Consider the following 20,143-nt stretch of genomic DNA (forward strand, 5'->3'; position numbering starts at 1 on the left):
TGGCGCAACCAGCCAGCCATCGTGATCAGAGCCGGAAAACTCTAATCACCGGCGGTCCAAAGCTTGGTCTCAGAGCATGATGGGCCGGACTCTAATCAATTCTGGAGAAAATTCGCAGTGGCAGGTCAATGGCCATGCTTTCCGCCAAAACTGATGGAGGCGTTGGTTCTAAGTCGTAGAGCGAACGCATGAATGACCATTCCGCTACAATGACATCTTCACCGGATACCTTGCGGGAAAACTCCTGCGACACGGCGTTTGATACCATTCGCATCCAGTAACCGGTGTGATCGGTCAATTTCGGGACTGATGTCATGAATAGCTCCTTGTTGACTAGGAAACTAAAACGAGAAAGTTTCCTAGTCGACAAGAATGATCGACCTACCAAATGAGCCGCAGGTCTTTACGGTTCACAACGGCTGGAGTGCACACTTGTAGTTCGGACCTTCTAATCCAGAGCCAAAAAGGAACTAGAAGCGCCTATGTTCGCAGAGCTTTCCCAGAACGGGCAGTCCCGTCCCGACTCGGTCAATGTGCGATGAAAATACCGATTACCATCTAAAGAAACTTGAGCTTTGTGAAGCGGACAGTAAACTCGAGCCGCTGCCTCCGTACTACGTCCACTCAAAAGCGGAAATGCGGAAACAACTCTCGGAACGAGGCCGCGAGCGGACTGGCAGCTTGTGGGAGATTGAGCCTCTACTCGGAATGACTGTAGTAGGGGCGCATAGCGGATATGATTTCCGCTGCGGAGCGGGCAGATTGCGACGTGACATGCGTCAGCTTTTACCTCCACCAGCATCTGACTGCCCTTCTGCTCAGCGAGCCTCTTACTTCCGATTCCCAATCGGATATTTCCAACTCCCAATCGGAGCCAGCGGCCCAACGGCGGTTGGAGCTACGAAACAACGCCGCATGAGGCGGTTGCAGCCAACCTCTACGGGCTCGCCTTCCACAGGTATAGAGGTCGATATCTAGACCAGCCCGCGATGGCTCGCCGTCACAGCGCATGAGAACATCTTTGCATCCGCGACGGGCGTACTGTTCCTCTATAGCGACGCCTTACCGATTGATGCCCCGCCATCGACTTGGAGCGTCTGCCCCGTGATGAAAGCTGCGTCATCGGACAGGAGGAAGTCTATTGCCGCTGCCAGTTCTTCAGGCTTCCCGAACCGGCCCATTGGAATGCCTGAGAGGTAGCGCGCCTCACCTTTGCTCCCGGCGGGATTGTTGGCGCGAAATAGCTCCGTCTCCGTCGGACCCGGCGATACGGCGTTGACCGTAATCCCGGTCGGAGCAAGCTCGAGCGCCCAGCTTCGCGTGAAGCTGACAAGGGCGGCCTTGGCGGCGGCGTAGCTCGTCCGCTCGACGCTTCCAAGGACCGTCAGGCTGGAAATATTGACCACGCGACCCCAGCCACGCGCCCGCATGGCGGGTAGTGCTGCCTGAACGGCGACCAGTGCAGGAAGGAGATTGACGCGCATCACCTCCTCAAGCGTTCCAACGGCGATATTGCCAAGCGGTGCGGCTCTCACAAGGCCGACATTGTTGATCACGCCATCGACGTTGCCGTCCCGGACGATCTTCACCAGTTCCTCGTTGGCCGTGCGGTCGGCGAGATCGAGCGGATGAAGCGTACCGGGAAAGCTCTCTACCGGATTGCGGGCAATGCCTATGACCTTATGGCCGCGAGCGGCGAGCCGTTGAGCAAGTGCCAGGCCGATACCCTTGCTGGCTCCAGTGATCAGGAATGTTCTCTTCATGGAGTCTCCCTCTGGCCCTGCCTCATCGAAGCAGGGCCTTTCAATAGATGGGGATCACGCGACGACGCGGCGGCTTGCGGACAGGCGAAGGGCCGGCAGCATGTCGTCGGGTTCCGGGCGGCGGGTGTAATCGGGGTTCACCTCCGCATAGAGAATGACGCCATCCTGTCCGACGACGTAGCGGGCAGGCATGGGCAGGGTCCAGCTCGCATCGCCGTTGAAGGCGGGGAGATCGTTCTTCAGCGATTTGTAGAGCTCGACCAGATAGTCCGGCATCGCGAATCGCAGCCCGAAGGCGGCTGCCACGTCGTTATGCGGGTCCGACAGGATCGGGAAGGTCAGGTTGTTCTTCGCGACCGACTTGCGGCTGTTAACTTGGTTTTGCGGCGAGATCGCAACGAGATTTGCGCCCAGTTCCTCGAATTCCGGCAGCGCCTCCTCGAGAGCCTGGAGCTCCATGTTGCAATAGGGGCACCACACACCGCGATAGAAGCTGATGACGAGCGGTCCGCGCGCCAGAAGATCGGTGGAGGAGACCTTGTTGCCCTCTTGATCGGAGAGACTGAAGGCCGGCAGCACCTCGCCCGCTTTCCGGGCGCGAGCTGCCGCGCCCGAGGCAATCAGCTCGGCAGTCGCGCGGTGCATGGTCTCGATTACCCTGTATGGGACGTTGTACGGCGGCTTGCCGGCTTCAAAATCGGCCTTGAACGCATCGAGCTTGGATTGGAGTGTCATGATCTTGTTCCTTCAAGAGGTGAAGGCACTTCAGGGTGAAGCCGGAAGCGCGGTGATTGGGTAGGGGACGGTTCAGCCTTTGGCGGCCATGGATCGGGCGACTTCGGCCGCGCTGATGCCTTCAAGCGCCAGGCCATAGCCAGCACCCTCGTCGATGATCCGGCGCAGCTTCTGCGTCAGCGCGATGCGGGTGTAGCGGCTGGTCAGCGGCGGAAGAGCGGCAATGCCCTCGGCGATCTCATGGGCGCGGGCAAGCAGCCGATCGGCCGGCACAATCTCGTTGACCACGCCCCACTCTTTTGCCGTCTGAGCATCCAACACCTGGCGAGTCAGGATAAAGTGGCGGCCGCGGATCGAGCCGATCACTTCCGGCCAGAGCAGGTTGACACCATCGCCCGGCACGATGCCGAAGTCGAAATGCGGCTTGTCCTGGAAGACGGTTTCCGGCGTGGCCAGAATGATGTCGGTCAGCAGCGCATATTCCGAGTGCAGCAGCACCGGACCGTTCAGCGCGGTGATTATCGGAACCTCGATGTCGAGGATATTCATGAGCACCTTCTTGCCCTCGCGCAGGATCTTGTCATAGCCGCGCGGCGAGAAGAAATCGAAGCCCTCGGGGCTGATTGCATCCATGAAGGCATCGCCGGAGCCGGTGAGGATCACGACGCGATTCTCGGAATCGGAACCAATCTGGTGGAAGAGCTCGACGAACTGTTCATGGGTATGGCCGTTGAACTGAAGCTTGCCGCCATTGGTGTGGAGCGCGACTTCGAGGACGCCGTTTGGCGAGCGGGTCAGGCGGGCATTCGGGAAGCTGTTCTTGTAAGTGTCGAAACGGGACATGAGGGTCCTCCTATGGGTTTGACGCATTTTGAGTGATTTGAGGGGAAAATCAGGCAGCCGGCACGAGGGCTTCGATGCGGGCAATGGCGCGCTCTACGGCCGGGCGCGCAGCCACGGTCTCGTACCAGCGGGAAAGATTGGAGCGCTCGTCGAGCGTCACGGCGGGAAACTGCCGACGCCAGAGCCAGCCGAAATGCGCAATGTCGGCAATGGTGAAGTCGTCGCCGGCCATGAAGGCCTGGTTGGCGAGTTTGTCTTCGAGAAGACCGAGGATACGGTCGGCCTCGCCCGAGAAACGGGCTTCGGCGATCGGCTGCGGCTCGGGCGAGGAGCGCTTGAAGAAGCCGGCATTGCCAAAAGCCGGGCTCAGGGCAGAGGCGTGAAAGAAGAGCTGCTCGAAGACGCGGGCGCGGCCTTCGCCATCACTCGGAAGAAGCTTGCCCGTCTTCTCGGCCAGGTAAACCAGGATGGCGGCGCTTTCCGTAAGCACCAGGGCGTCATCGACAAGCACCGGCACCTTGGCGTTGACGTTGAGCGCCACGAAAGCCGCATCCTTCTGCTCACCCTTGCGGACATTGACCGGCTTCAGGTCATAAGCGAGGCCCAGTTCCTCCAGCGCGATTGGCACCTTGACGCTGTTGGGGGTGGCAAAGGCGTAAACGTCGATCATCTTCGTCTCCATCCGATCGTGTTCGTTGGAGAGCGTTATGACCATTCCTCGTCACTTGCTGCAGACGCCTTGTGGCGATAATGCTTATTCCGAAGAGGAATATGCAATGGACAGACTGCAGGCGATGGCGTCATTCGTGCGGGTGGTGGAAACGGGGTCCTTCTCGCAGGCGGCCCGGCAGATCGGGGTTGGCCAGCCGGCGATCTCGAAGACGATCGCGCAACTGGAAGATCGTCTTCAGGTACGCCTTCTTATCCGCTCGACACATGGCTTGACGCCCACGGATGCAGGGATGCGCTTTTACGAAAGGGCCAAAGCCGCGATACATGAAGCGGACGAGGCCGAGCTTGAGGCAAAGGGTGCAGGATCAGGATTGTCGGGACGACTTCGCGTCTGCGCAGCAACTACCTTTGCGCGGCTGATGGTCATTCCGTACCTGCCGGAGTTTATGGAACGACATCCAGACCTGGACGTCGATATCGTCCTAGACGACCGGGTGATCGATCTCGTCTCCGAAGGGATCGATATCGGCCTGCGAATGGGTGAGCTTACGGACTCCTCCGCCGTCGCACGCCGCCTTGCTACCGGTCGGCGTTCGGTCGTCGCGACGCACGCCTATCTGGAAAAGCACGGCGTTCCGAACGTGCCCGCCGATCTCGCCGCGCATGATGCAGTCGTCTACACCCAGCTTGGCAGAAGCTGGACCTTCTGCCGGAACGGCACCGAAGCGTCGGTCGCCGTCTCAGGCCGCGTGCAGTTCAGCGCTGCGGAGGGAATACGCGCGGCGGTAAAAGCTGACATGGGGCTCGCCGTCACCTCCGATTGGATGTTTTGGCCGGAGCTTCAAAGCGGCGAGGTTATCCGCATTCTCGAAGATTGGGAGCTGCCGCCCATCGATCTTTGGGCCGTGTTCCCGACCGGGCGGCTGGCTAGCGCCAAGGCGCGGGCGTTTGCGGAATTCGTTGAGCAGGTGCTTGCGTGAAATGCCCGGTCTGTGATCGAACGCAAGAAATTGAACGCTGGCGCCTCACTCCCCGCTCGGTCCGATCGCACTTGCCGCTTGCCTGCAGGTCGATGCGATCAGCTACAATGCCTTCATTCAAGAGCAGACACTCGGCATCCACTACAACCAGTCCAATGATGTTCTGGACTACATCGTCAACAGGGACGTCTTCCAATATCTCGAGGGCTATGCCGCCATCCCACGGGGACTTGGCCTCGGAATAGAGATCGATGAGGCCCATGTGATTGAGCGCGCCAAGGAGGGCCATCGCTGGCGCAACACGATCTGGCGGCATGCCGACGGCAGTTTCGCAGAGTGGTGACACCGTCTTGCCGAGTATCCCGGCGCCTTGAAGAGGATCTTCTGTGTCCAGGGATCCCCATTTCCTTGCTCGCAAGAAGCGGTCAGCAGTGACAGCAAACGGTCTGGCACAGTTTGCGGGCAGTCGCGTGTTGGCTGAGGGGCATACATGCGCTTCGATTTTGAGGTTGGAGGCTACAGCCGGTCGGCCAGGGCTCCCCCCGGCGTCAAAATAAGTCGCAGCCTCTGGTTGACTTGAAGGAGAACTTCTCTTTCTGTGAGGTGAAACAAGGGGGATTTCAATGACTTTAAAGCTCTTGGCCTTAGCCGTAGCTGCAGCCGCTATACTCACCGGCTGCCAGACGCAATATCAGGAGATGGGCGCCACCGGTGGGGTTACCGCCGCTCCAATAACGAACGATACGTATCGCATCTCCTCGCGAGGAAACGGGTTTACCGACCCTACCACCATCCAGGACTATAGCCTGTTGAAAGCTGCCGAGGTGACTTTAGCGTCCGGGGGAACACACTTCCTTGTCGTCACCGCAAACGACGCAACAAATCGATCTATCGGCTCGACACCCGGTACCTTCCAGACCAACGTCTACGGTAATACGGCCTTCACCACATATAACCCTGGCGTGACCTACGACATTGTCAAACCCGGGCAAGACCTGATCGTGCAAGTCTTGAAACTTCCCGTCGGCACCGCATCACCATCCGGAGCGTTCGATGCGCAACAGGTCTATAACAACATCAGCCCGAGGGTAATCAGGCCCAAGAAATAACGGGCCGCAGCGCGGCTGATGGTGATCCGGTGCGGAAGATCGCGGCTTGGGTTGGTGTGTTGCTCGTTGTGCTCGTCCTGTTAGGGCGGGAGGACAACAAGTCCTCGCCTCCATTTTCTGCCCCACAGCCCGCAGCTGTTTCTGCTGAGCACCCCCCAAAGCCGGTCGCCCCAGAGCCCTCTGCTGTCACAAACCGGCCCGGGACTGCGGCCGCACGTGCGGAACCAATGTATGTGACTGGCAATGGAGTCGCCTTTCGCGCTGGTCCGAGCATCGAACAGCAGATCATCGATCGCTTTGACAAGGGACGTGAGGTGACGCCTGTGGGCACAAGTACCGACTGGACTGAGGTCCTCGATCACCTGACGCAACGAATGGGATGGATTGCGACACGCTTTCTGTCTAATAGCCCGCCAGAACAAGAGGTACCTCGACAGGCCCAGTTACCGCCACAGAAGCAGCCTCCTTCCGCGCCTGCGACTTCTGACGCGACCATCGTTCAGCGGATCATCGCTCAATCAATCGCAAACTATCCCGGCTCCGCCCATGCCCCTATAGCCGGGATCGTGGAGGCCGGAGATGCGGAAAGCGAAGTGCATATTCCAAGCCTGGCGGCTATGCGCCCATCTGCTTTGCCGACGATGTGTCCAGAGATATGATTGGGGCGTTTCGCCAGCAGTGACGACTTGCGCCTACTGGCGAAAGTTTCGTTCTATTTTGCCAAGGGTCGAGACCGATCACTTGTCCGGAGTTGATTTTGCTGGCAAGCCCGCACCGTTTTCGTCGCCCGCTGGTCATGCCGGCTCGCTGTCGCTGCCCCGCAGCGGACCCGGCCCACAGGGATCCGCCAATGTGCATAGAGGTTGTAGTCTTTGACCTTGCCCCGCTGAACTAATCCATTTTGAAGTAAGCTCTGGCCTATTGAGGGGACCAGAGTATGAAGTGCAACCGTTTCACATATAGAGCCGATTTTCAGGATATCGAAGGTGCAAGATGCAGGCATGCACACCGGTCTCGGAGCGCTTTTTGGCGATGTTTTGCGCCGATGCTATTGCTTAATCTTCTGACACTCCCGGATCACTGGACGGAATGTTCTGCAGCCATAGATTTCGGCAATTCGCGATTTCCAATATCCTGAACAAGCGATGTCAAGGCCATTTCCAGGAGGTATGTCGACATACCCAGGTTCAATTGCTTCGCGCGTTGGCACACAAATGATACCATCCGACCCAGTGCGAGAACCTCGTCGGAATCGGATTCAGTTTGCGGAAATTCCGCCGTTTCAACCATTGCCATGACCGCCCCCGGTTTGATCAGTTCGCCGTGCCAATTCTCTGGCATCCATCTACCTGACCAGACCCGCCGTTACACGAACGTCACAGCTGCGTTAAACCAGAGTGGGCGTGTCGTCAGTTTGGGTTTCTCCCGCCGTTGCAAGCGCACAAACGAGTGCAACAATACGCCTTCTTACATTTGCGCTCTTTATCTTTGTGAAAGCTTGGTTCAGCGCGAATCCTTCGGTTGACGCTGCAAAAGCTTCCAACTCACGACCCTCGCTGCCTCCTGAAGCCTCCTGGTCAGGGCCGAGCAAGCTGTTCGGGAACAGCGCATTCACCTTGATCCCGAGGATCGAAGCGATTCCCTGAATACGGGAGGCTCCAACGCGGTTGGTGCCCTTTTCATATTTCTGGACCTGCTGAAACGTTATCCCAAGCCTTTCAGCCAACGCGGTCTGGCTCATGCCAATCATTTTCCGATGTAGGCGAATCTGGGAGCCGACATGCATGTCTATTGGGCTTGGCGTTTTCGGCTGCATAAGAAAATCTCCAGATAGTGGGGCACACGCAAAAGGATTGCTCACCCTTACGGTACACTTGAGCAGAACACACCTGCAATACAATTTTGGAGAGTTGAAGAAGATCAACCAAGCTCAGCATTGGTTCAGCTTGCTTCCTGCTGCAACGGCTCATCACGACGAAGGACTCTCGTAACACAGCGGATCGCACCATTGCGGCTGGCAAGGCAACTCCATCCCGGAACCGGTATCGGATCAAATCCGAGCCGCCGCCATATGGCGAGGTTGCGGCTATCAAATTCCTCCAGTGGCTCCCTATCGCCAAACTGCGGCACCCAGACCTGAGGACGATTGCGTTGGGGACGCAGTGCATTTTCGAGGAGCACATTGTTGTAGAGACGCGGGAGACGCTTGCCCGTATCCGCCACGACTGCCAAGGGCACTGGGTTTCTTTGAACAGCGAAGCCCTGTTCCTCAAGCAAAAGTACCGAGGCATGCAGCTGCCTTTTCAGCATTTGACAGGCCCTCTCGCCGTCGGGGTCGAACGAGATCGGATCCGCGACCAGAAGCAGCGGACGATCATCGACAAACAGGCCTGTGGCGGAAACATATTGGTCGACGTGGAATCCGCACTGATGAATGCGATCCTCATGACGGTTGTGCCGCTTCGAAAAATTCGGCTGAAGATGAGACTGCGCACGCACTCCCCGAGTGCCGCCTTCCTCACATTCGCGCCCCTGTCCCAAGTCCGCGATACGATAACCGAACAGGCTAGTATCGCGGCCGTCCATCTTCGAAATAGCCCGCCACAGGCCCCAAGCGTCGAGCGAGCGGTCTCGCCTAAAGCCAGGTGGAACCGTTTGAGAGTACCCGACGAGGCGGAAACCCTGGCCGACGAGCTGGTTTCCGCCCGGCACGAAGATACCCTCGGACGCGCGACCCATTGCGAGATGTGATGCAATCGCCGAGGCCAGAACATCGTTCGGGCGGGCAAGTACTTCGGTCCGTTCCCGGCCTTGCGCTCGTTCTGTCCGAATATGGATACGGTCTTGGATCCACGGGCTCCTGATCACACTGACGTCCGACCCCACAGGCACCAGGTTGGTCTGACAGATCGAGTTCAGTCCATCCAGCCACTGCCTCGCACCCTCGAATGCCATGCGATCGACGAAGATGTGGACGTGCAACTCCGCGGGCAAGGATGACAGAAGATTTGAGATTGGGGCGATCAACCTCGCCCCTTCACCAACTGCGCCAATACCAGTCCCCGCGAGGAACACTGTTGGAAGGGCAAGGCCCAGGTCCGTGATCAGACCACCGCAATCGGCCATCAGTGTCCGTTCGCAGGCGGAACTCAACGGTTTTCGTCCAGCGATGGCGATCGTTTCATAAGCGCCTGAAAGAATACTGTATTCTGGAAATTCCAGGCGCTCGGCGCCTGAGGTGTCAGTTCGCCGGTGGCCAAGACATTGAGCAGCTGTTCTGCATCCTGTCTTTTGACAGAAACGACATTCGACTTCAGGACGTGCAGATGGTCGGCGCCGAGCCCTGCCGATGACACGACGGACCGCCACATCCTTTGGCTGAAGTGAAAACGTCTAGCGGCATCCTGAAGAGCTGCAATCTCGTCGGCATGAAAGATGTTTGAGAGAGAGGCAAGGGTCGCTTGTGCATCGACCAGCGCGATCGACAAGGGACGGTAGTCTAGTTCGGCGGGTCCATGTGTCACGGCGACATCCGCATCGGAAAACCGCTCTCCATCGCGATATGCTTCGAATATGCGTCCCACACCGATCATTCCAAAGCTGACACATTCCGCCGCTCTCAATGCACCCATGCTGGCGCCACCCCAGACGCTCACCCCTTTTGACAAAGCATAGAGTATTTCCTTGTGCCAGACCGAGGCACAATCACCGTAAAGGCCATCAATGAGCCCAATGGCCGTGGCGCCGTGATGCACAGCTGCAATAAGATCGCCCGAACTCGCGGGCGGCCGAACGTCGAGATCAAGTCCCGACAGGTCCAAGCCGAAAATCGATGGGCCAGCGAAAACGACTGGCCTCATCACGACAGGCGACCGGCCACCAGCCGCTCCAGCATTTGTGGCGTCATCTGCTGGATCCCACCACGTACCGCCTTAAGGCCACTAGCAAGCACCCGTACAACATGAAGGCCCTTGACGCCGGTCTCCAGCGAAAAGACATATAGGTCCGCAACTCCAGCCTCAAACAGATGGTCCGCAAGCAGCACCCAATTCGGTTGACAGCCATCGGCGAGCAGATCGAGACTAAAGGCTTTGAGCTCGGCCTCACGACCCGTTCGCCGTATTGCAAAAGCCGCGTTGTCTCGCAGGAAGCGATGCGGCGAAAGATCATCCCGGGCACCACTGATGTCAGTCAATCGCGACTGAACGGCCTCAAGCAGGGCGGCGAGTGCTGCGTCATAGGTCGCCAGACGACATGCCACTCCAGCTGATCTGCGCATTGTCGGACCATCCGGTGTCATGACTGGACGATCAAGGCTTGCCATCACCACCGGGACACCGAGGTCGGTCGTCAGATCCTGGAACTCGACCACAATTTTCCGATCAAGAAGATGCTCCACCAGCGCGTCCAGTGATGGGTGCACACCATGTTTGAGCAAAACAGGCCGTGGTACGACTGTCCGTGTCTCGAAGGTATCAATCAGATAACAGGCATCGTTCTCGACAAGCTCGAGCAGCGCATGAAGAACGACCCGGTCACGATCGACACCCGCAGCCAGACCCTCCGAGCTCATATGAAACGTGCTCCGATCCCAAGGCATGTCAGCGCGAAAATCCATGCCGATCAGTTCGAAAGGTGCGAAAACATCTGTGTTTGTCCGAATAGAAACACCCCTCACCCAAGCCCGTTCTCGGCCCGGATCAAGAGCGCCAATGTCAGTGCGACCGACAGAGGCAAACGGGACGAGGCGGTGGCCGAGCGCAAGCATCTGCTCGACCGACCCGAACGCGCAGACGTGTCTTTGGGTATCTTCGGCAACCGCACCTTCGATTGCCTCCATGATCGCTGAATTCCGAGCCTGATCAACCGTAACCCCCTTGCCCTGCGACACCGAGAGCCCGCGGGAATTTGGCCGAACAGCAAACCAGACCGGTATGCCGAGACAATCGAGATCAGTGATGTCGCCCACCCGCGTGATCCCGAACCGCCTGAGGAGTTCAAGATCACACGTAGTTTGCGGGTCGCGCAGACCTTCCAAGCCCGCTACGGATCGCGACGGGCACTCCGCCACCATACGTTTCATCGGTCAGGGCGCTGTGTTCGGCGTATCGAACAGGATTGCTTCGAACAGTTCACCGGCTGAGGCTCCGGAGGGACCGACAGCCTGCAGGGCACCCTCAAGCGGTGACTGGGACTTGCGATTGAAGTCCCATCCGGCATCGGTGACCTCCCCGACGAAGGCAAAGTCCGCTTCGGAAACGACCGCGCGCCCGGCAATCAGCGCCTCGATGCCCTGGATCTGAACCTCATCGAGCTCGCTATCGGGTTGACCGTCCTGACTGAGCAGCATCGATTTTGCCGCAGCAGCAACACGCGCATAACCATCAACGCCCGGATGTTCCGCCTCATAGGCCGTGATCGCCTTGTGCGAAACGCTTGCGACCCGTAGCGGTGTTGTTCTGACAAACAACACGCCGGAACCTCGTTTTCCAATAATGTAGAATGCTGAATTCGTCATGGCTGTCCCCTACCTGATCCCTGCCAAGCGCAGTGCTTCGTAAAAATTTTCGTTTGCCGCGGGATCGCGATCCGGCGACAGGGCTGCAATCTCTCTGGCACTCATGCCAGGATAATTCTCCTGCAAGCGCCAGGCGCAAAGCCGTGCGCTTTCCAGATCGCCGTTGAGTGCGTGGCTCGCGGTCAGGACGCGCAGTGCCGGCTCATCGTCCTTCATGTGGCCGCAGAGCTCGACCGCGCCTGAATAGTCCTGACGATCGAAGGCGATACTGGCGCCTGCCCACCAATAGATATCCGGCGCCAGGGGGTTAAGATCGATCGCATGCTGGAACTTCAGCCACGCCGTCTCGCGATCCCCGAAATGCGCCAGTGCATCGGCATGTTGGAGTAAAAGGTCCGCCGAGTGAGGCGCCAGCGCCTCTGCCTCAAAAAACGTTTGCGCAGATCGATCGAAATCGCGCTGGTAGAGGGCAACCACCGCAGTCATCCAGTGACCCGCAGCAAGGGCGGGATCGCTGTCGATGGCTGCCTCGGCCTCTGCCTTTGCCCGATGGAGCAGGTGAGGATCGTTCCCCCCGAGCATCAACCATTCCAGGTGCAAAGTCTGGGCTATCCGGGCCCTGGCCACGGCCAGACCGTAATCGAGACCGATCGCCTTGCGGAACATGGAACGCGCGCGTCGAACGAGCGGCAGATCGCATTTGCCGCTTAAAAGTTGCTGTCCTTCCAGAAGGGCCCTGTAAGCGTGATCATCCAGATGTCGTCCGGGCTCGATCTGAAGACGTTCAATCTCTCGCGCAAGTGCACTGGCAACCTGTTTTGACAGCAGACGGAATGCCGCATGAAGCTGGTCGTGGTGCAGCTCGACCTCTAGGGACCATACGATTTCGCCCACACCTTCCGCGATGAGAGAGACCGAGAGGCGCGTATTGTCGAGCACACGCGCCGCAACACAAAAGTCTGCCCTCAGAGCGGCAAATCGTTCATCGCGATCACCAGCGTTGATCGCAAAGGTGCTGTGAGTGGCCAGGACCGAGAAGGTACGGTAACGGACGAGGCTGTTTGCAACATCTTCGACGAAGGCGTTGAAAACAGCGGAGGCAGGGTTGCCATCGACACGCACGGGCCTGAGAAATGCAACCCTCTGCTTGCTGCGTTGCAGGGGCTCGGACACGAGATCACGTGCTACTTTGCTGTCACCAATCTGCAGGCACGTAGTCTGAACTCTGCGTAAGAGTGCGACCGTCTCTTGGTCCGGCGCTCGCCTTTCGATACGGAGGTGAATTTGAAGTCCCTCGAAAAGCCGGTCGCATTCTTCAAGCGCCCCGATGCGTGCGTAAGCTGCTATGGCAGCCCTGTGGGTCTCTTCTCGTGAAGGATCAAGGCGCAGCGCGACCTCGGTCAGTTTTGCGATATCCGTGATACGGGCGCGACCGAAGCGGGTGAGTTCTTCGAGCACATGCACATAGGTGTGGAAGAAAAGATCTCTCATTCGCCGGCGTTCAGAAAGAAGCCAGAGATGAAACTGGTCGTGCCCAGTGTCCAGTCCTTGGAGCAGTTCGCCACTGACCGACAGCAGTGCTTGCACACGTTCGGTGACCGCCTCGGCGTTCAATCCCTCCAGGAAACGCCACAAATCGGAGCGCCTGGCCAGCGTACCGGCCCTCAGATAATGTCCGTCGCTGTCGATGAAACGGCCATCGTCTCTACACAGCTTCTGCAGCCGCAGCAGCAATTGACGCAGGTTCCCGAAGACGCGCTTGTCACCTCCACTCTCCCACAGCAGAGACGCTGCGGCGTGACGGGTCAGGACCTGATGAGGCGCCAAGACGAGCGCTGTGACGAGGATAAATCCTTTTGCCGGAAGACGCTCATCATCCGCATTACCGCGTTGCGGTATGCCAAAGAGCCGGAGTTGTGTCTCGCTTGAGTCTTCGAACACGGAGTCGTCCCCATTTCTCCCATCTAACAATGAGAGGTTGAAAATTGGAAGACGTCTTAGCTGCCATTTGACGTTGGTGTGACGCAGAAAGCTGCAATGCATGATCGCATTCGCAATTCCACTGCAACGTAACATCGCTTGCGGCCGAGGAACTCTAGCATGATTGCCTTTATGAGCCAGTATATGATGTTCGATGGCCGCATAGAGCCCTACCAGCGAGCCGATGACGTTGGCTATGCGATCAGCGAGTTTCTCTGGTTCGAGGAGCGACCTTTCTACCCGGCATCAGCGCTGGCGCAGGCCAAGGTTGCTCAGGTCAATCTGTGCTCCTTACAGGGCAGCGAAGACAATCAGGACAACTGCGACCTGGTCTTCCAGATGCCCAAGGCCGACGGAGGGCATTTCTACGAGATTGTCATGCGTTCGGATAATGGAACGGCCTATGGCGGCTGGGCATGGGGTGAAACGCTCGAATGCTTGGACCAAATTGCGAACGGGTATCGCGTACTTCGAACCCAAATACACGAGACCCAAGCGTCGTTCGAATATTCAAGCAAATCTCGGCGCTATGGGCCGACATCGAAGCTCCTCATGGACAAGAAAGCGCTTCGGCCCGGTTGGCAAAGTGCAATGATCAAAGGTTGATCGCGCACCTCTTATCCTTGACACAATCTTGGGTAAGCCGCGGCCGTCAAACTCAGCGGCCGGACTTCGGCTTCTTCGTAGGCCAGTCTTATCACGTGCGCTTTCAGCATGTCTCCCTATGGTAACCTAGCACGAAGGCGACGACTTTGTCTGAGGACATCTCGCATGGTTTGAGCGCTGTTCCGGAGATTTCCAAGCGATAGAGATTGAAGCTGACGATATCGGTTCCCGCCAGGTCTTCGGCGTAAAGCCAGATACGTTTGTGATCCGGCGATCGCTTGACGGTCACGCCCCAGCGGCTGCCATCGAACATCCCTTGTGAATAGCCGTCGGCAAAGTGCTCCAGAGCGCGCTCAAACGCTTCATGTGTTGAGCTATCTGTCATAGATGGAAGGATAGAGTGCAGTCGGGCTAACGACAAGCGCGCACCAGGTCACTGGAAATTACGCGCTTTGATCTTGAGCCGGTCGATATGCAAGTCTCGGATAAAGATATCGCGAGGTGCCGGCGGAGGCGCGCGCTCCCTCGTATCGCCTCCTCCGGCGGACCCATGGGCAAACTCGTCACCACGACCAGTTGTGAGCTTAAACTCCGTGTCTCTATCTGCAAGCCCTGAAAGGTCTGAGGACAAGTCGAAGAGTTGCTGTGCCACGAGATGCACGACATCACCTTCACGCTGGATGCGCCCGTTGATGGCCATCAAGGATGCTCCCAGTACGACACGCCGCCGCTTCTCGAAGAGTTTCGGCCAGACGACAATGTTTGCCGGTCCGGTTTCGTCCTCAATGGTGATGAACATCACGCCTTTTGCAGAGCCCGGCTTTTGTCGAACGAGCACGAGGCCCGCGGTCATGAGCCAGCGACCATCTCGCGCCGTCATCGCCTCCTCGCAAGTGGCGATGCTGCGCTTGGCCAGGTCCGCTCGCAAAAAAGCGATCGGATGGTCCCGAAGCGTAAGGCCGGTATGACCATAATCTTCGACGACGTTGTGACCCTCGGTCATTTGCCGGAGCTCAACATCGGGTTCGACCTGCTCGGCAATCGTTCTCATCTCGCGCTCAGCTGCTGCCGCGAAGAGCGGCAAGGGCTCATCGCGCAAGGCCTTGATGGCCCAGAGCGCATCGCGTCGCTCAAGCCTCATTGACGGATGCAAAGCATCGGCCTCAGCAAGTTGGACCAGCGAAGCCGCAGGCACCCCCGATCGTCGCCATATGTCATCCACGCTCGCGAAGGCCCCATCCATCCGGGCCGCGATAATCCGTGCTGCATCCGCAACCGCAAGGCCCTTTACCAGACGCATGCCCAGCCGCACCGCATGCCGACCGTTGTCGCCGCTCTCCTCCAAAGTACAATCCCAACGGGATCGATTGATACAGACGGGCAACACCGCGACGCCATGCGCACGAGCATCACCAACGATCTGGGCGGGTGCGTAAAACCCCATGGGCTGACTGTTGAGAAGCGCTGCGCAAAACACATCCGGGAAATGGCACTTCACATAGTTGGAGGCATAGGCGATCAGCGCAAAGGAGGCAGCGTGGGATTCCGGGAAGCCATAGGACCCGAAACCTTCCAGCTGAGAGAAGGTCTTTTCGGCAAATTCAGACGTGTAGCCGTTCCTTACCATGCCGGAGACGAGCTTTTCCTTGAAGCGGCTGACGCCCCCGGTGAACTTGAAGGTCGCCATCGATTTGCGAAGCTGATCGGCCTCGCCGCCGGTAAAGCCGGCACAGACCATGGCAACGCGCATTGCCGATTCCTGAAACAGGGGAACGCCGAGGGTCTTGCCCAAAACCGCCTCCAGCTCAGGTGTCGGATACTCGACCTTCTCCTTGCCCTCCCGCCTGCGCAGGTAAGGATGCACCATGTCGCCCTGGATTGGCCCCGGCCGCACGATTGCCACCTGGACAACGAGGTCATAAAATGTCCGGGGCTTCAGGCGCGGCAACATCGCCATCTGTGCGCGGCTCTCGATCTGAAACGTCCCCAGTGTATCGGCGCGACGGATCATCGCGTAGGTCGCCGGATCTTCTTGCGTGATCTTTGCCAGATCCAGATCATCATTCTTATGCGCGCGGATCAGGTCGAAAGCCTTGGACATGCATGTGAGCATGCCAAGTGCCAAGACGTCGACCTTCATGAATTTCAGCGCCTCGACGTCATCCTTGTCCCATTCGATGATCTGCCGATCCGCCATGGATGCCGGCTCGATGGGAACGAGGTCATCAAGGCGATCATGGGTGAGGACAAAGCCGCCCGGATGCTGGCCTAGATGGCGTGGTGCGCCCATCAGTTGTTGCGCAAGCTGCAGTGTTAGCACCAGGCGTCGATCATCGGGATTGAGATTGAGCTCTCGCACATTGCGGTCGCTCACGTCTTCCGACCAGGACCACATGCCCGACGACAAGGCCTTGATCAGATCCTCCGGCAGACCGAGCGCCTTGCCGACATCGCGGATGGCGCCTTTCGCCCGGTAGCGCGTCACGGTCGCGCAAAGAGCCGCCTTGTCCTTTCCATAGGTCCGGTAGATCCACTGAATGACCTCCTCGCGCCGCTCGTGTTCGAAGTCGACGTCGATGTCGGGAGGTTCATCGCGTTCCTGGCTGACGAAACGCTCGAACAGCAGATCGTTGGTTTCGGGGTCGATGGAGGTGACGCCGAGGATGTAACAAACGGCGGAGTTCGCAGCCGATCCCCTCCCCTGACACAGAATGCCCTGGCTTCGCGCGAACCGCACAATCGAAAACACAGTCAGGAAGTAGGGTGCATATTTCATCTTCTCGATCAGCTCGAGTTCGTGCCTGATGATCTGCAGCGTTTTAGGCGGCAAGCCTTCGGGGTAGCGGTCGGGCACGCATTGCCAGACATAGTGCTCCAGGGATTGCTGGGCAGTCTTTCCCGGAACGATCGCCTCCTCGGGATACTGATAGGTGAGCTCCTCCAAGGAAAACTTGCAGCGATCGACAATCTCTATGGTTCGACGCAAGGCTTCCGGATATCGAGGAAAGAGGCGCTCCATTTCTTCCGGAGGCTTCAAATAACGATCTGCATGACGTTCGCGCTCGAAGCCGACGGTATCGATCGTCGTATTATGGCGGATGCAGGTGACAATATCCTGGAGCTGGCGCCTGGCTGGCTCATGAAACAGCACGTCATTGGTGACAACCGTCTTCACGTTGAAGAGGGTCGCCAGCTTCGACAATTCGTGCAGTCGCAGTTGATCATTGGGTCGGCGCCTGAGACATAGCGACACATAGGCCCGGTCGCCAAAGATTTCTGCCAGTTTTCGAAGCTGGACCGCGCAGGTGTCATCGGCAAGATCGGGGACGAGAATAGCAAGCAGGCCATCACAAGACTGCGCGACATCGGCAAGGGTCAGGATGCAGTTGTCCTTGCCCCCACGGCTTTTGCCTAGCGTGATCAGCCGGGTGAGCCTCGAATAGGCGGCCCGGTCCGTCGGATAGACAAGGATCGACATGCCGTCGACTAAGTCGAGACGACAGCCAACCACCAGACGAACCCCTGTGGAACGCGATGCCTCAAGCGCACGCACGATGCCGGCAAGCGAATTGCGATCCACGACACCGATAGCGTCGATGCCAAGATCGCGTGCGGTGGCAAACAGGTCCTCCGCTGATGATGCGCCGCGCAGGAACGAAAAGTGGGTGGTGACCTGAAGCTCGGCATATCTCATGCAAAGATCCCCTGGACAAACCACTTGTGCGAGCCGGTGACGCCATCGACCCCGTCACCGGCGCGAAAGATCCAGAGACGTTCGCCGCCCTCGTCCTCGATGAGGAAGTAATCCCGAACGGCAGCCCATTCGGAGGTGCGCTGCCACCACTCGCCGAAAATCCGCTCGGGGCCGTCGGCGCGTCTCACTTTCCGGCGTTTTCCGCGCCACGTGACGGCAACTGGTGGATGGTCGGGCAAAAGCGCGATCACTTCGATCAATTCCGGATAGGCCAGCAGGCGGACCGGACGCGGCCAGTGATGAGACCAGGAGACGGTGACGTCGTCTGCCACAGCCGCGATACGCTGGACGCTACGTTCCGGCACGTCAGAGGCGACGGGAGCCAGCCGGTAAACCCGTTGCCCTCGATTGCCGAAGATATCGATGAGCGGTGTGATGTCCGGGACCTGGTCGTCAACAAGATCAGACGATCTCTGCGCTTCATCCAGCGGTTCTGCGAGGATGGCGATGAGCGTCAGTTTTTCGATGCCAAAGCCCGGATCAATCTTTTCCGTCCGGTCCCGGAACAGCTTGGTCAACCACGCCACGTCACGCGCTGGCTTGGCGGTCCCCGCCCGGATAGCCTGGTGGGTATTGTCGACCCGGTCGACGATGAGATCGGCTCGGCGAACTCCCAACCCCTTTCTCTGCAACGCATCGCAGAGCTGCACGACCAGGCGGCCGACATATTTGTTGATGGTTTCAGCGGCCCCGATTGGTTCCTGGAATGTGCGACTAACCTCAATCCATTCCGGGCTGCGAACAGGTTCGATCGGCTCGCTGAGGCGCCCAAAGGTCTGGTCGAGGCGACGCGCGATTTCGGGGCCGAAGCGAAGCGTCAGCGGTGCCCGCGCCGTAGCTGACAACTCGCCGATGGTGCGAAAGCCAAGGGTTTGTAGATCCCTGACGGTATTTTGAGGCAGACGCAGCAAGGAAATCGGCAAGTTCTCGACCGCGCGCACGGTTTCGCCAGCCGGCACGATGACAGTGGTCCGGTCGATCGCACGTGCACAGGCATGCGCGGCCCCCCAGGTATCTGCAATCGCGACACGCGCCGTCAGGCCCCTTGCAAGGAAGCGATTGGCGATGCCGGTCAGCATGAGACGTTCTCCGCCCCGAAGATGATCGGCACCATCCGTATCCATGACGATACCGTCAGACCCATCGACAGCAACGATTGGCGAATACTGGGCTAGTGCCCACAAGCTGATGCGCTCAAGGGCGGCTGCGTCCGCGGCCGGATCGGCATCGATCATCATCAGCCCCTGAAACAGGGCCTGGGCCTTTGCCGCTGGCATGCCGACACGCACACCAACTGCCTTTGCAGCCGCATCCGCCGCCGACACCCAGCGCTTTGAGCCGCTCTTTGCGATCACGGCAATTGCCTGCTCAGCCGGAATGGCGGGATCGGTGCGACGAATGCGATCCGTCGAAAGATCTGGAAGGTAGATCGATACGACCCTGGTCATCACATGCTCCAACGATAAACTCAGCACACTCGCCCGCACGCGATCTCATCAACTCCAGCAACCAGGTTGCGCGCCCCACGCCGGGTACCGGCAGCGCCCGGGATGGTAAGGCGCTGACCCGCCATCTGGTTGTGGAGGCGGTCGGTTGGCCAAAGTCATTCGCCTCCGTCTGTCGGCGCCATCGGCGCACCACAAGCGCCAGACTAGCCTTCTTCTCCGCGGCAAGCTGAAGCCGCCTGCTGGCCACCATTGGAAGGCGAACGAGTTCACCGACCACGGCACCCAGTCCGCCGTAGGAAAGCGCCTCCTCCATGGAGGCGAGCACGTCTTCTTCCCGATCGCCCTCGACGAAGATCACCCTGTTGGGATCAAGCCCTGCCTGCGCGAGTGCGGGGAAGAACAGATCCGGCCGTGTCAAACACCAGACGATCTTACCTTTGGTGCGGGCGGCAATACCCGCGACGAACAGGGCAGCCGCCGCACCATCAACTGTTCCGGCACCACCGCCGGCGAATTCATGCAATGCGCCGCGAGCAAGTCCACCACCTGGCAGCACCTGGTCGATCTCGGCGACGCCGAAAGGCAGACATGCGGACTGCTTCGTCCTCCCTCCCTCAAGACAGGTGATGCGATCACGTAAGTCCGCTATGACGTGCTCGCGCGCAGCCGCCATCGTTCACGCAAATCCTCTCGGTTCGTGTTGAGCTAATGAACGGTATCATGCCGTTTTCTCTG

Annotated in this window: 20 protein-coding genes and 1 pseudogene; 5 read left to right on the forward strand and 16 right to left on the reverse strand. The window is 58.7% G+C overall.

The genetic code is table 11. The features are described from left to right. Positions 1–91: 91 nt before the first annotated feature. The 5 genes from FJQ55_RS19115 to FJQ55_RS19135 form a co-directional block, all read right to left on the reverse strand. Complete coding sequence (locus tag FJQ55_RS19115; RefSeq protein WP_342781725.1) at positions 92–316, reverse strand: hypothetical protein; 225 nt, start codon at positions 314–316, stop codon at positions 92–94. A 733-nt stretch (positions 317–1,049) separates the two neighbouring features. After that, positions 1,050–1,763, reverse strand: a complete 714-nt coding sequence (locus FJQ55_RS19120) for an SDR family oxidoreductase (RefSeq protein WP_140830961.1) — start codon at positions 1,761–1,763, stop codon at positions 1,050–1,052. A gap of 54 nt (positions 1,764–1,817) precedes the next feature. After that, positions 1,818–2,498, reverse strand: a complete 681-nt coding sequence (locus FJQ55_RS19125) for a peroxiredoxin-like family protein (RefSeq protein ID WP_140830963.1) — start codon at positions 2,496–2,498, stop codon at positions 1,818–1,820. Between the two features lie 72 nt (positions 2,499–2,570). Continuing rightward, complete coding sequence (locus FJQ55_RS19130) at positions 2,571–3,341, reverse strand: enoyl-CoA hydratase/isomerase family protein (RefSeq protein WP_140830965.1); 771 nt, start codon at positions 3,339–3,341, stop codon at positions 2,571–2,573. 49 nt (positions 3,342–3,390) lie between these two features. Further along, positions 3,391–4,011: a glutathione S-transferase family protein gene (locus FJQ55_RS19135; RefSeq protein WP_140830967.1), complete on the reverse strand. Its 621-nt coding sequence runs from the start codon at positions 4,009–4,011 to the stop codon at positions 3,391–3,393. Between the two features lie 106 nt (positions 4,012–4,117). Here FJQ55_RS19135 and FJQ55_RS19140 point away from each other — a divergent pair, with 106 nt between their 5' ends. From FJQ55_RS19140 to FJQ55_RS24015, 4 genes and pseudogenes are all read left to right on the forward strand, one after another. Then, positions 4,118–4,993: a LysR family transcriptional regulator gene (locus tag FJQ55_RS19140; RefSeq protein ID WP_140831391.1), complete on the forward strand. Its 876-nt coding sequence runs from the start codon at positions 4,118–4,120 to the stop codon at positions 4,991–4,993. Between the two features lie 37 nt (positions 4,994–5,030). Then, positions 5,031–5,336 (forward strand): annotated as a pseudogene (locus FJQ55_RS19145) (enolase C-terminal domain-like protein); the annotation flags it as partial. 280 nt (positions 5,337–5,616) lie between these two features. Further along, positions 5,617–6,102: a CC0125/CC1285 family lipoprotein gene (locus FJQ55_RS19150; RefSeq protein WP_140830970.1), complete on the forward strand. Its 486-nt coding sequence runs from the start codon at positions 5,617–5,619 to the stop codon at positions 6,100–6,102. A gap of 227 nt (positions 6,103–6,329) precedes the next feature. Next, on the forward strand, positions 6,330–6,761 hold the full coding sequence (locus FJQ55_RS24015) for an SH3 domain-containing protein (RefSeq protein ID WP_425467558.1): 432 nt from the start codon (positions 6,330–6,332) through the stop codon (positions 6,759–6,761). 418 nt (positions 6,762–7,179) lie between these two features. On the opposite strand, the gene FJQ55_RS19155 is transcribed toward FJQ55_RS24015, so the two are convergent. From FJQ55_RS19155 to FJQ55_RS19185, 7 genes are all read right to left on the reverse strand, one after another. Continuing rightward, on the reverse strand, positions 7,180–7,398 hold the full coding sequence (locus FJQ55_RS19155) for a hypothetical protein (protein WP_425467563.1): 219 nt from the start codon (positions 7,396–7,398) through the stop codon (positions 7,180–7,182). Positions 7,399–7,489: 91 nt separating this feature from the next. Then, positions 7,490–7,918, reverse strand: coding sequence for a helix-turn-helix domain-containing protein (locus FJQ55_RS19160; protein WP_140830973.1), 429 nt, complete (start codon positions 7,916–7,918; stop codon positions 7,490–7,492). 125 nt (positions 7,919–8,043) lie between these two features. Then, the gene (locus tag FJQ55_RS19165; RefSeq protein ID WP_140830976.1) at positions 8,044–9,255 is read right to left on the reverse strand and encodes a hypothetical protein; all 1,212 of its coding nucleotides are present in this window, start codon (positions 9,253–9,255) and stop codon (positions 8,044–8,046) included. Then, entirely contained in the window at positions 9,252–9,962 is a 711-nt protein-coding gene (locus FJQ55_RS19170) for a TfuA-like protein (RefSeq protein WP_140830978.1), read from the reverse strand. The genes FJQ55_RS19165 and FJQ55_RS19170 overlap by 4 nt, the downstream gene beginning before the upstream one ends. After that, positions 9,962–11,185: a YcaO-like family protein gene (locus FJQ55_RS19175; protein ID WP_425467559.1), complete on the reverse strand. Its 1,224-nt coding sequence runs from the start codon at positions 11,183–11,185 to the stop codon at positions 9,962–9,964. Before FJQ55_RS19175 ends, FJQ55_RS19170 begins: the two co-directional genes overlap by 1 nt. A 3-nt stretch (positions 11,186–11,188) precedes the next feature. Further along, positions 11,189–11,620 carry a hypothetical protein gene (locus tag FJQ55_RS19180; RefSeq protein ID WP_140830980.1) on the reverse strand — a complete coding sequence of 144 codons (432 nt, stop codon included), beginning with the start codon at positions 11,618–11,620 and terminating at the stop codon, positions 11,189–11,191. Between the two features lie 9 nt (positions 11,621–11,629). Further along, positions 11,630–13,663 carry a BTAD domain-containing putative transcriptional regulator gene (locus tag FJQ55_RS19185; RefSeq protein WP_140830981.1) on the reverse strand — a complete coding sequence of 678 codons (2,034 nt, stop codon included), beginning with the start codon at positions 13,661–13,663 and terminating at the stop codon, positions 11,630–11,632. Positions 13,664–13,720: 57 nt separating this feature from the next. Between FJQ55_RS19185 and FJQ55_RS19190 the strand changes: the two genes are divergently transcribed. Beyond that, positions 13,721–14,206 carry a hypothetical protein gene (locus FJQ55_RS19190; RefSeq protein ID WP_140830983.1) on the forward strand — a complete coding sequence of 162 codons (486 nt, stop codon included), beginning with the start codon at positions 13,721–13,723 and terminating at the stop codon, positions 14,204–14,206. A 103-nt stretch (positions 14,207–14,309) separates the two neighbouring features. Here the strand turns inward: FJQ55_RS19190 and FJQ55_RS19195 are convergent, their stop codons facing one another. Genes FJQ55_RS19195 through FJQ55_RS23710 form a run of 4 tightly spaced genes read right to left on the reverse strand, consistent with a single transcriptional unit; the run spans position 14,310 to position 20,081 of the window. Then, on the reverse strand, positions 14,310–14,591 hold the full coding sequence (locus tag FJQ55_RS19195; RefSeq protein WP_140830984.1) for a hypothetical protein: 282 nt from the start codon (positions 14,589–14,591) through the stop codon (positions 14,310–14,312). A 48-nt stretch (positions 14,592–14,639) separates the two neighbouring features. Next, complete coding sequence (locus FJQ55_RS19200; protein WP_140830986.1) at positions 14,640–17,900, reverse strand: error-prone DNA polymerase; 3,261 nt, start codon at positions 17,898–17,900, stop codon at positions 14,640–14,642. Further along, positions 17,897–19,408 carry a Y-family DNA polymerase gene (locus tag FJQ55_RS19205; protein WP_140830988.1) on the reverse strand — a complete coding sequence of 504 codons (1,512 nt, stop codon included), beginning with the start codon at positions 19,406–19,408 and terminating at the stop codon, positions 17,897–17,899. Before FJQ55_RS19205 ends, FJQ55_RS19200 begins: the two co-directional genes overlap by 4 nt. Next, entirely contained in the window at positions 19,329–20,081 is a 753-nt protein-coding gene (locus FJQ55_RS23710) for an ImuA family protein (RefSeq protein ID WP_140830990.1), read from the reverse strand. Before FJQ55_RS23710 ends, FJQ55_RS19205 begins: the two co-directional genes overlap by 80 nt. Positions 20,082–20,143: the final 62 nt, after the last annotated feature.

The sequence above is a fragment of the Rhizobium glycinendophyticum genome, assembly GCF_006443685.1.
GTDB lineage: Bacteria > Pseudomonadota > Alphaproteobacteria > Rhizobiales > Rhizobiaceae > Allorhizobium > Allorhizobium glycinendophyticum.

Bases quoted from the DNA above. Each gene is read 5' to 3' on its own strand.
- FJQ55_RS19115 (WP_342781725.1), bottom strand. From the start codon at position 316: ATGACATCAGTCCCGAAATTGACCGATCACACCGGTTACTGGATGCGA.
- FJQ55_RS19120 (WP_140830961.1), bottom strand. From the start codon at position 1,763: ATGAAGAGAACATTCCTGATCACTGGAGCCAGCAAGGGTATCGGCCTG.
- FJQ55_RS19125 (WP_140830963.1), bottom strand. From the start codon at position 2,498: ATGACACTCCAATCCAAGCTCGATGCGTTCAAGGCCGATTTTGAAGCC.
- FJQ55_RS19130 (WP_140830965.1), bottom strand. From the start codon at position 3,341: ATGTCCCGTTTCGACACTTACAAGAACAGCTTCCCGAATGCCCGCCTG.
- FJQ55_RS19135 (WP_140830967.1), bottom strand. From the start codon at position 4,011: ATGATCGACGTTTACGCCTTTGCCACCCCCAACAGCGTCAAGGTGCCA.
- FJQ55_RS19140 (WP_140831391.1), top strand. From the start codon at position 4,118: ATGGACAGACTGCAGGCGATGGCGTCATTCGTGCGGGTGGTGGAAACG.
- FJQ55_RS19150 (WP_140830970.1), top strand. From the start codon at position 5,617: ATGACTTTAAAGCTCTTGGCCTTAGCCGTAGCTGCAGCCGCTATACTC.
- FJQ55_RS24015 (WP_425467558.1), top strand. From the start codon at position 6,330: ATGTATGTGACTGGCAATGGAGTCGCCTTTCGCGCTGGTCCGAGCATC.
- FJQ55_RS19155 (WP_425467563.1), bottom strand. From the start codon at position 7,398: ATGGCAATGGTTGAAACGGCGGAATTTCCGCAAACTGAATCCGATTCC.
- FJQ55_RS19160 (WP_140830973.1), bottom strand. From the start codon at position 7,918: ATGCAGCCGAAAACGCCAAGCCCAATAGACATGCATGTCGGCTCCCAG.
- FJQ55_RS19170 (WP_140830978.1), bottom strand. From the start codon at position 9,962: ATGAGGCCAGTCGTTTTCGCTGGCCCATCGATTTTCGGCTTGGACCTG.
- FJQ55_RS19175 (WP_425467559.1), bottom strand. From the start codon at position 11,185: ATGAAACGTATGGTGGCGGAGTGCCCGTCGCGATCCGTAGCGGGCTTG.
- FJQ55_RS19180 (WP_140830980.1), bottom strand. From the start codon at position 11,620: ATGACGAATTCAGCATTCTACATTATTGGAAAACGAGGTTCCGGCGTG.
- FJQ55_RS19185 (WP_140830981.1), bottom strand. From the start codon at position 13,663: ATGCATTGCAGCTTTCTGCGTCACACCAACGTCAAATGGCAGCTAAGA.
- FJQ55_RS19190 (WP_140830983.1), top strand. From the start codon at position 13,721: ATGATTGCCTTTATGAGCCAGTATATGATGTTCGATGGCCGCATAGAG.
- FJQ55_RS19195 (WP_140830984.1), bottom strand. From the start codon at position 14,591: ATGACAGATAGCTCAACACATGAAGCGTTTGAGCGCGCTCTGGAGCAC.
- FJQ55_RS19200 (WP_140830986.1), bottom strand. From the start codon at position 17,900: ATGAGATATGCCGAGCTTCAGGTCACCACCCACTTTTCGTTCCTGCGC.
- FJQ55_RS19205 (WP_140830988.1), bottom strand. From the start codon at position 19,408: ATGACCAGGGTCGTATCGATCTACCTTCCAGATCTTTCGACGGATCGC.
- FJQ55_RS23710 (WP_140830990.1), bottom strand. From the start codon at position 20,081: ATGGCGGCTGCGCGCGAGCACGTCATAGCGGACTTACGTGATCGCATC.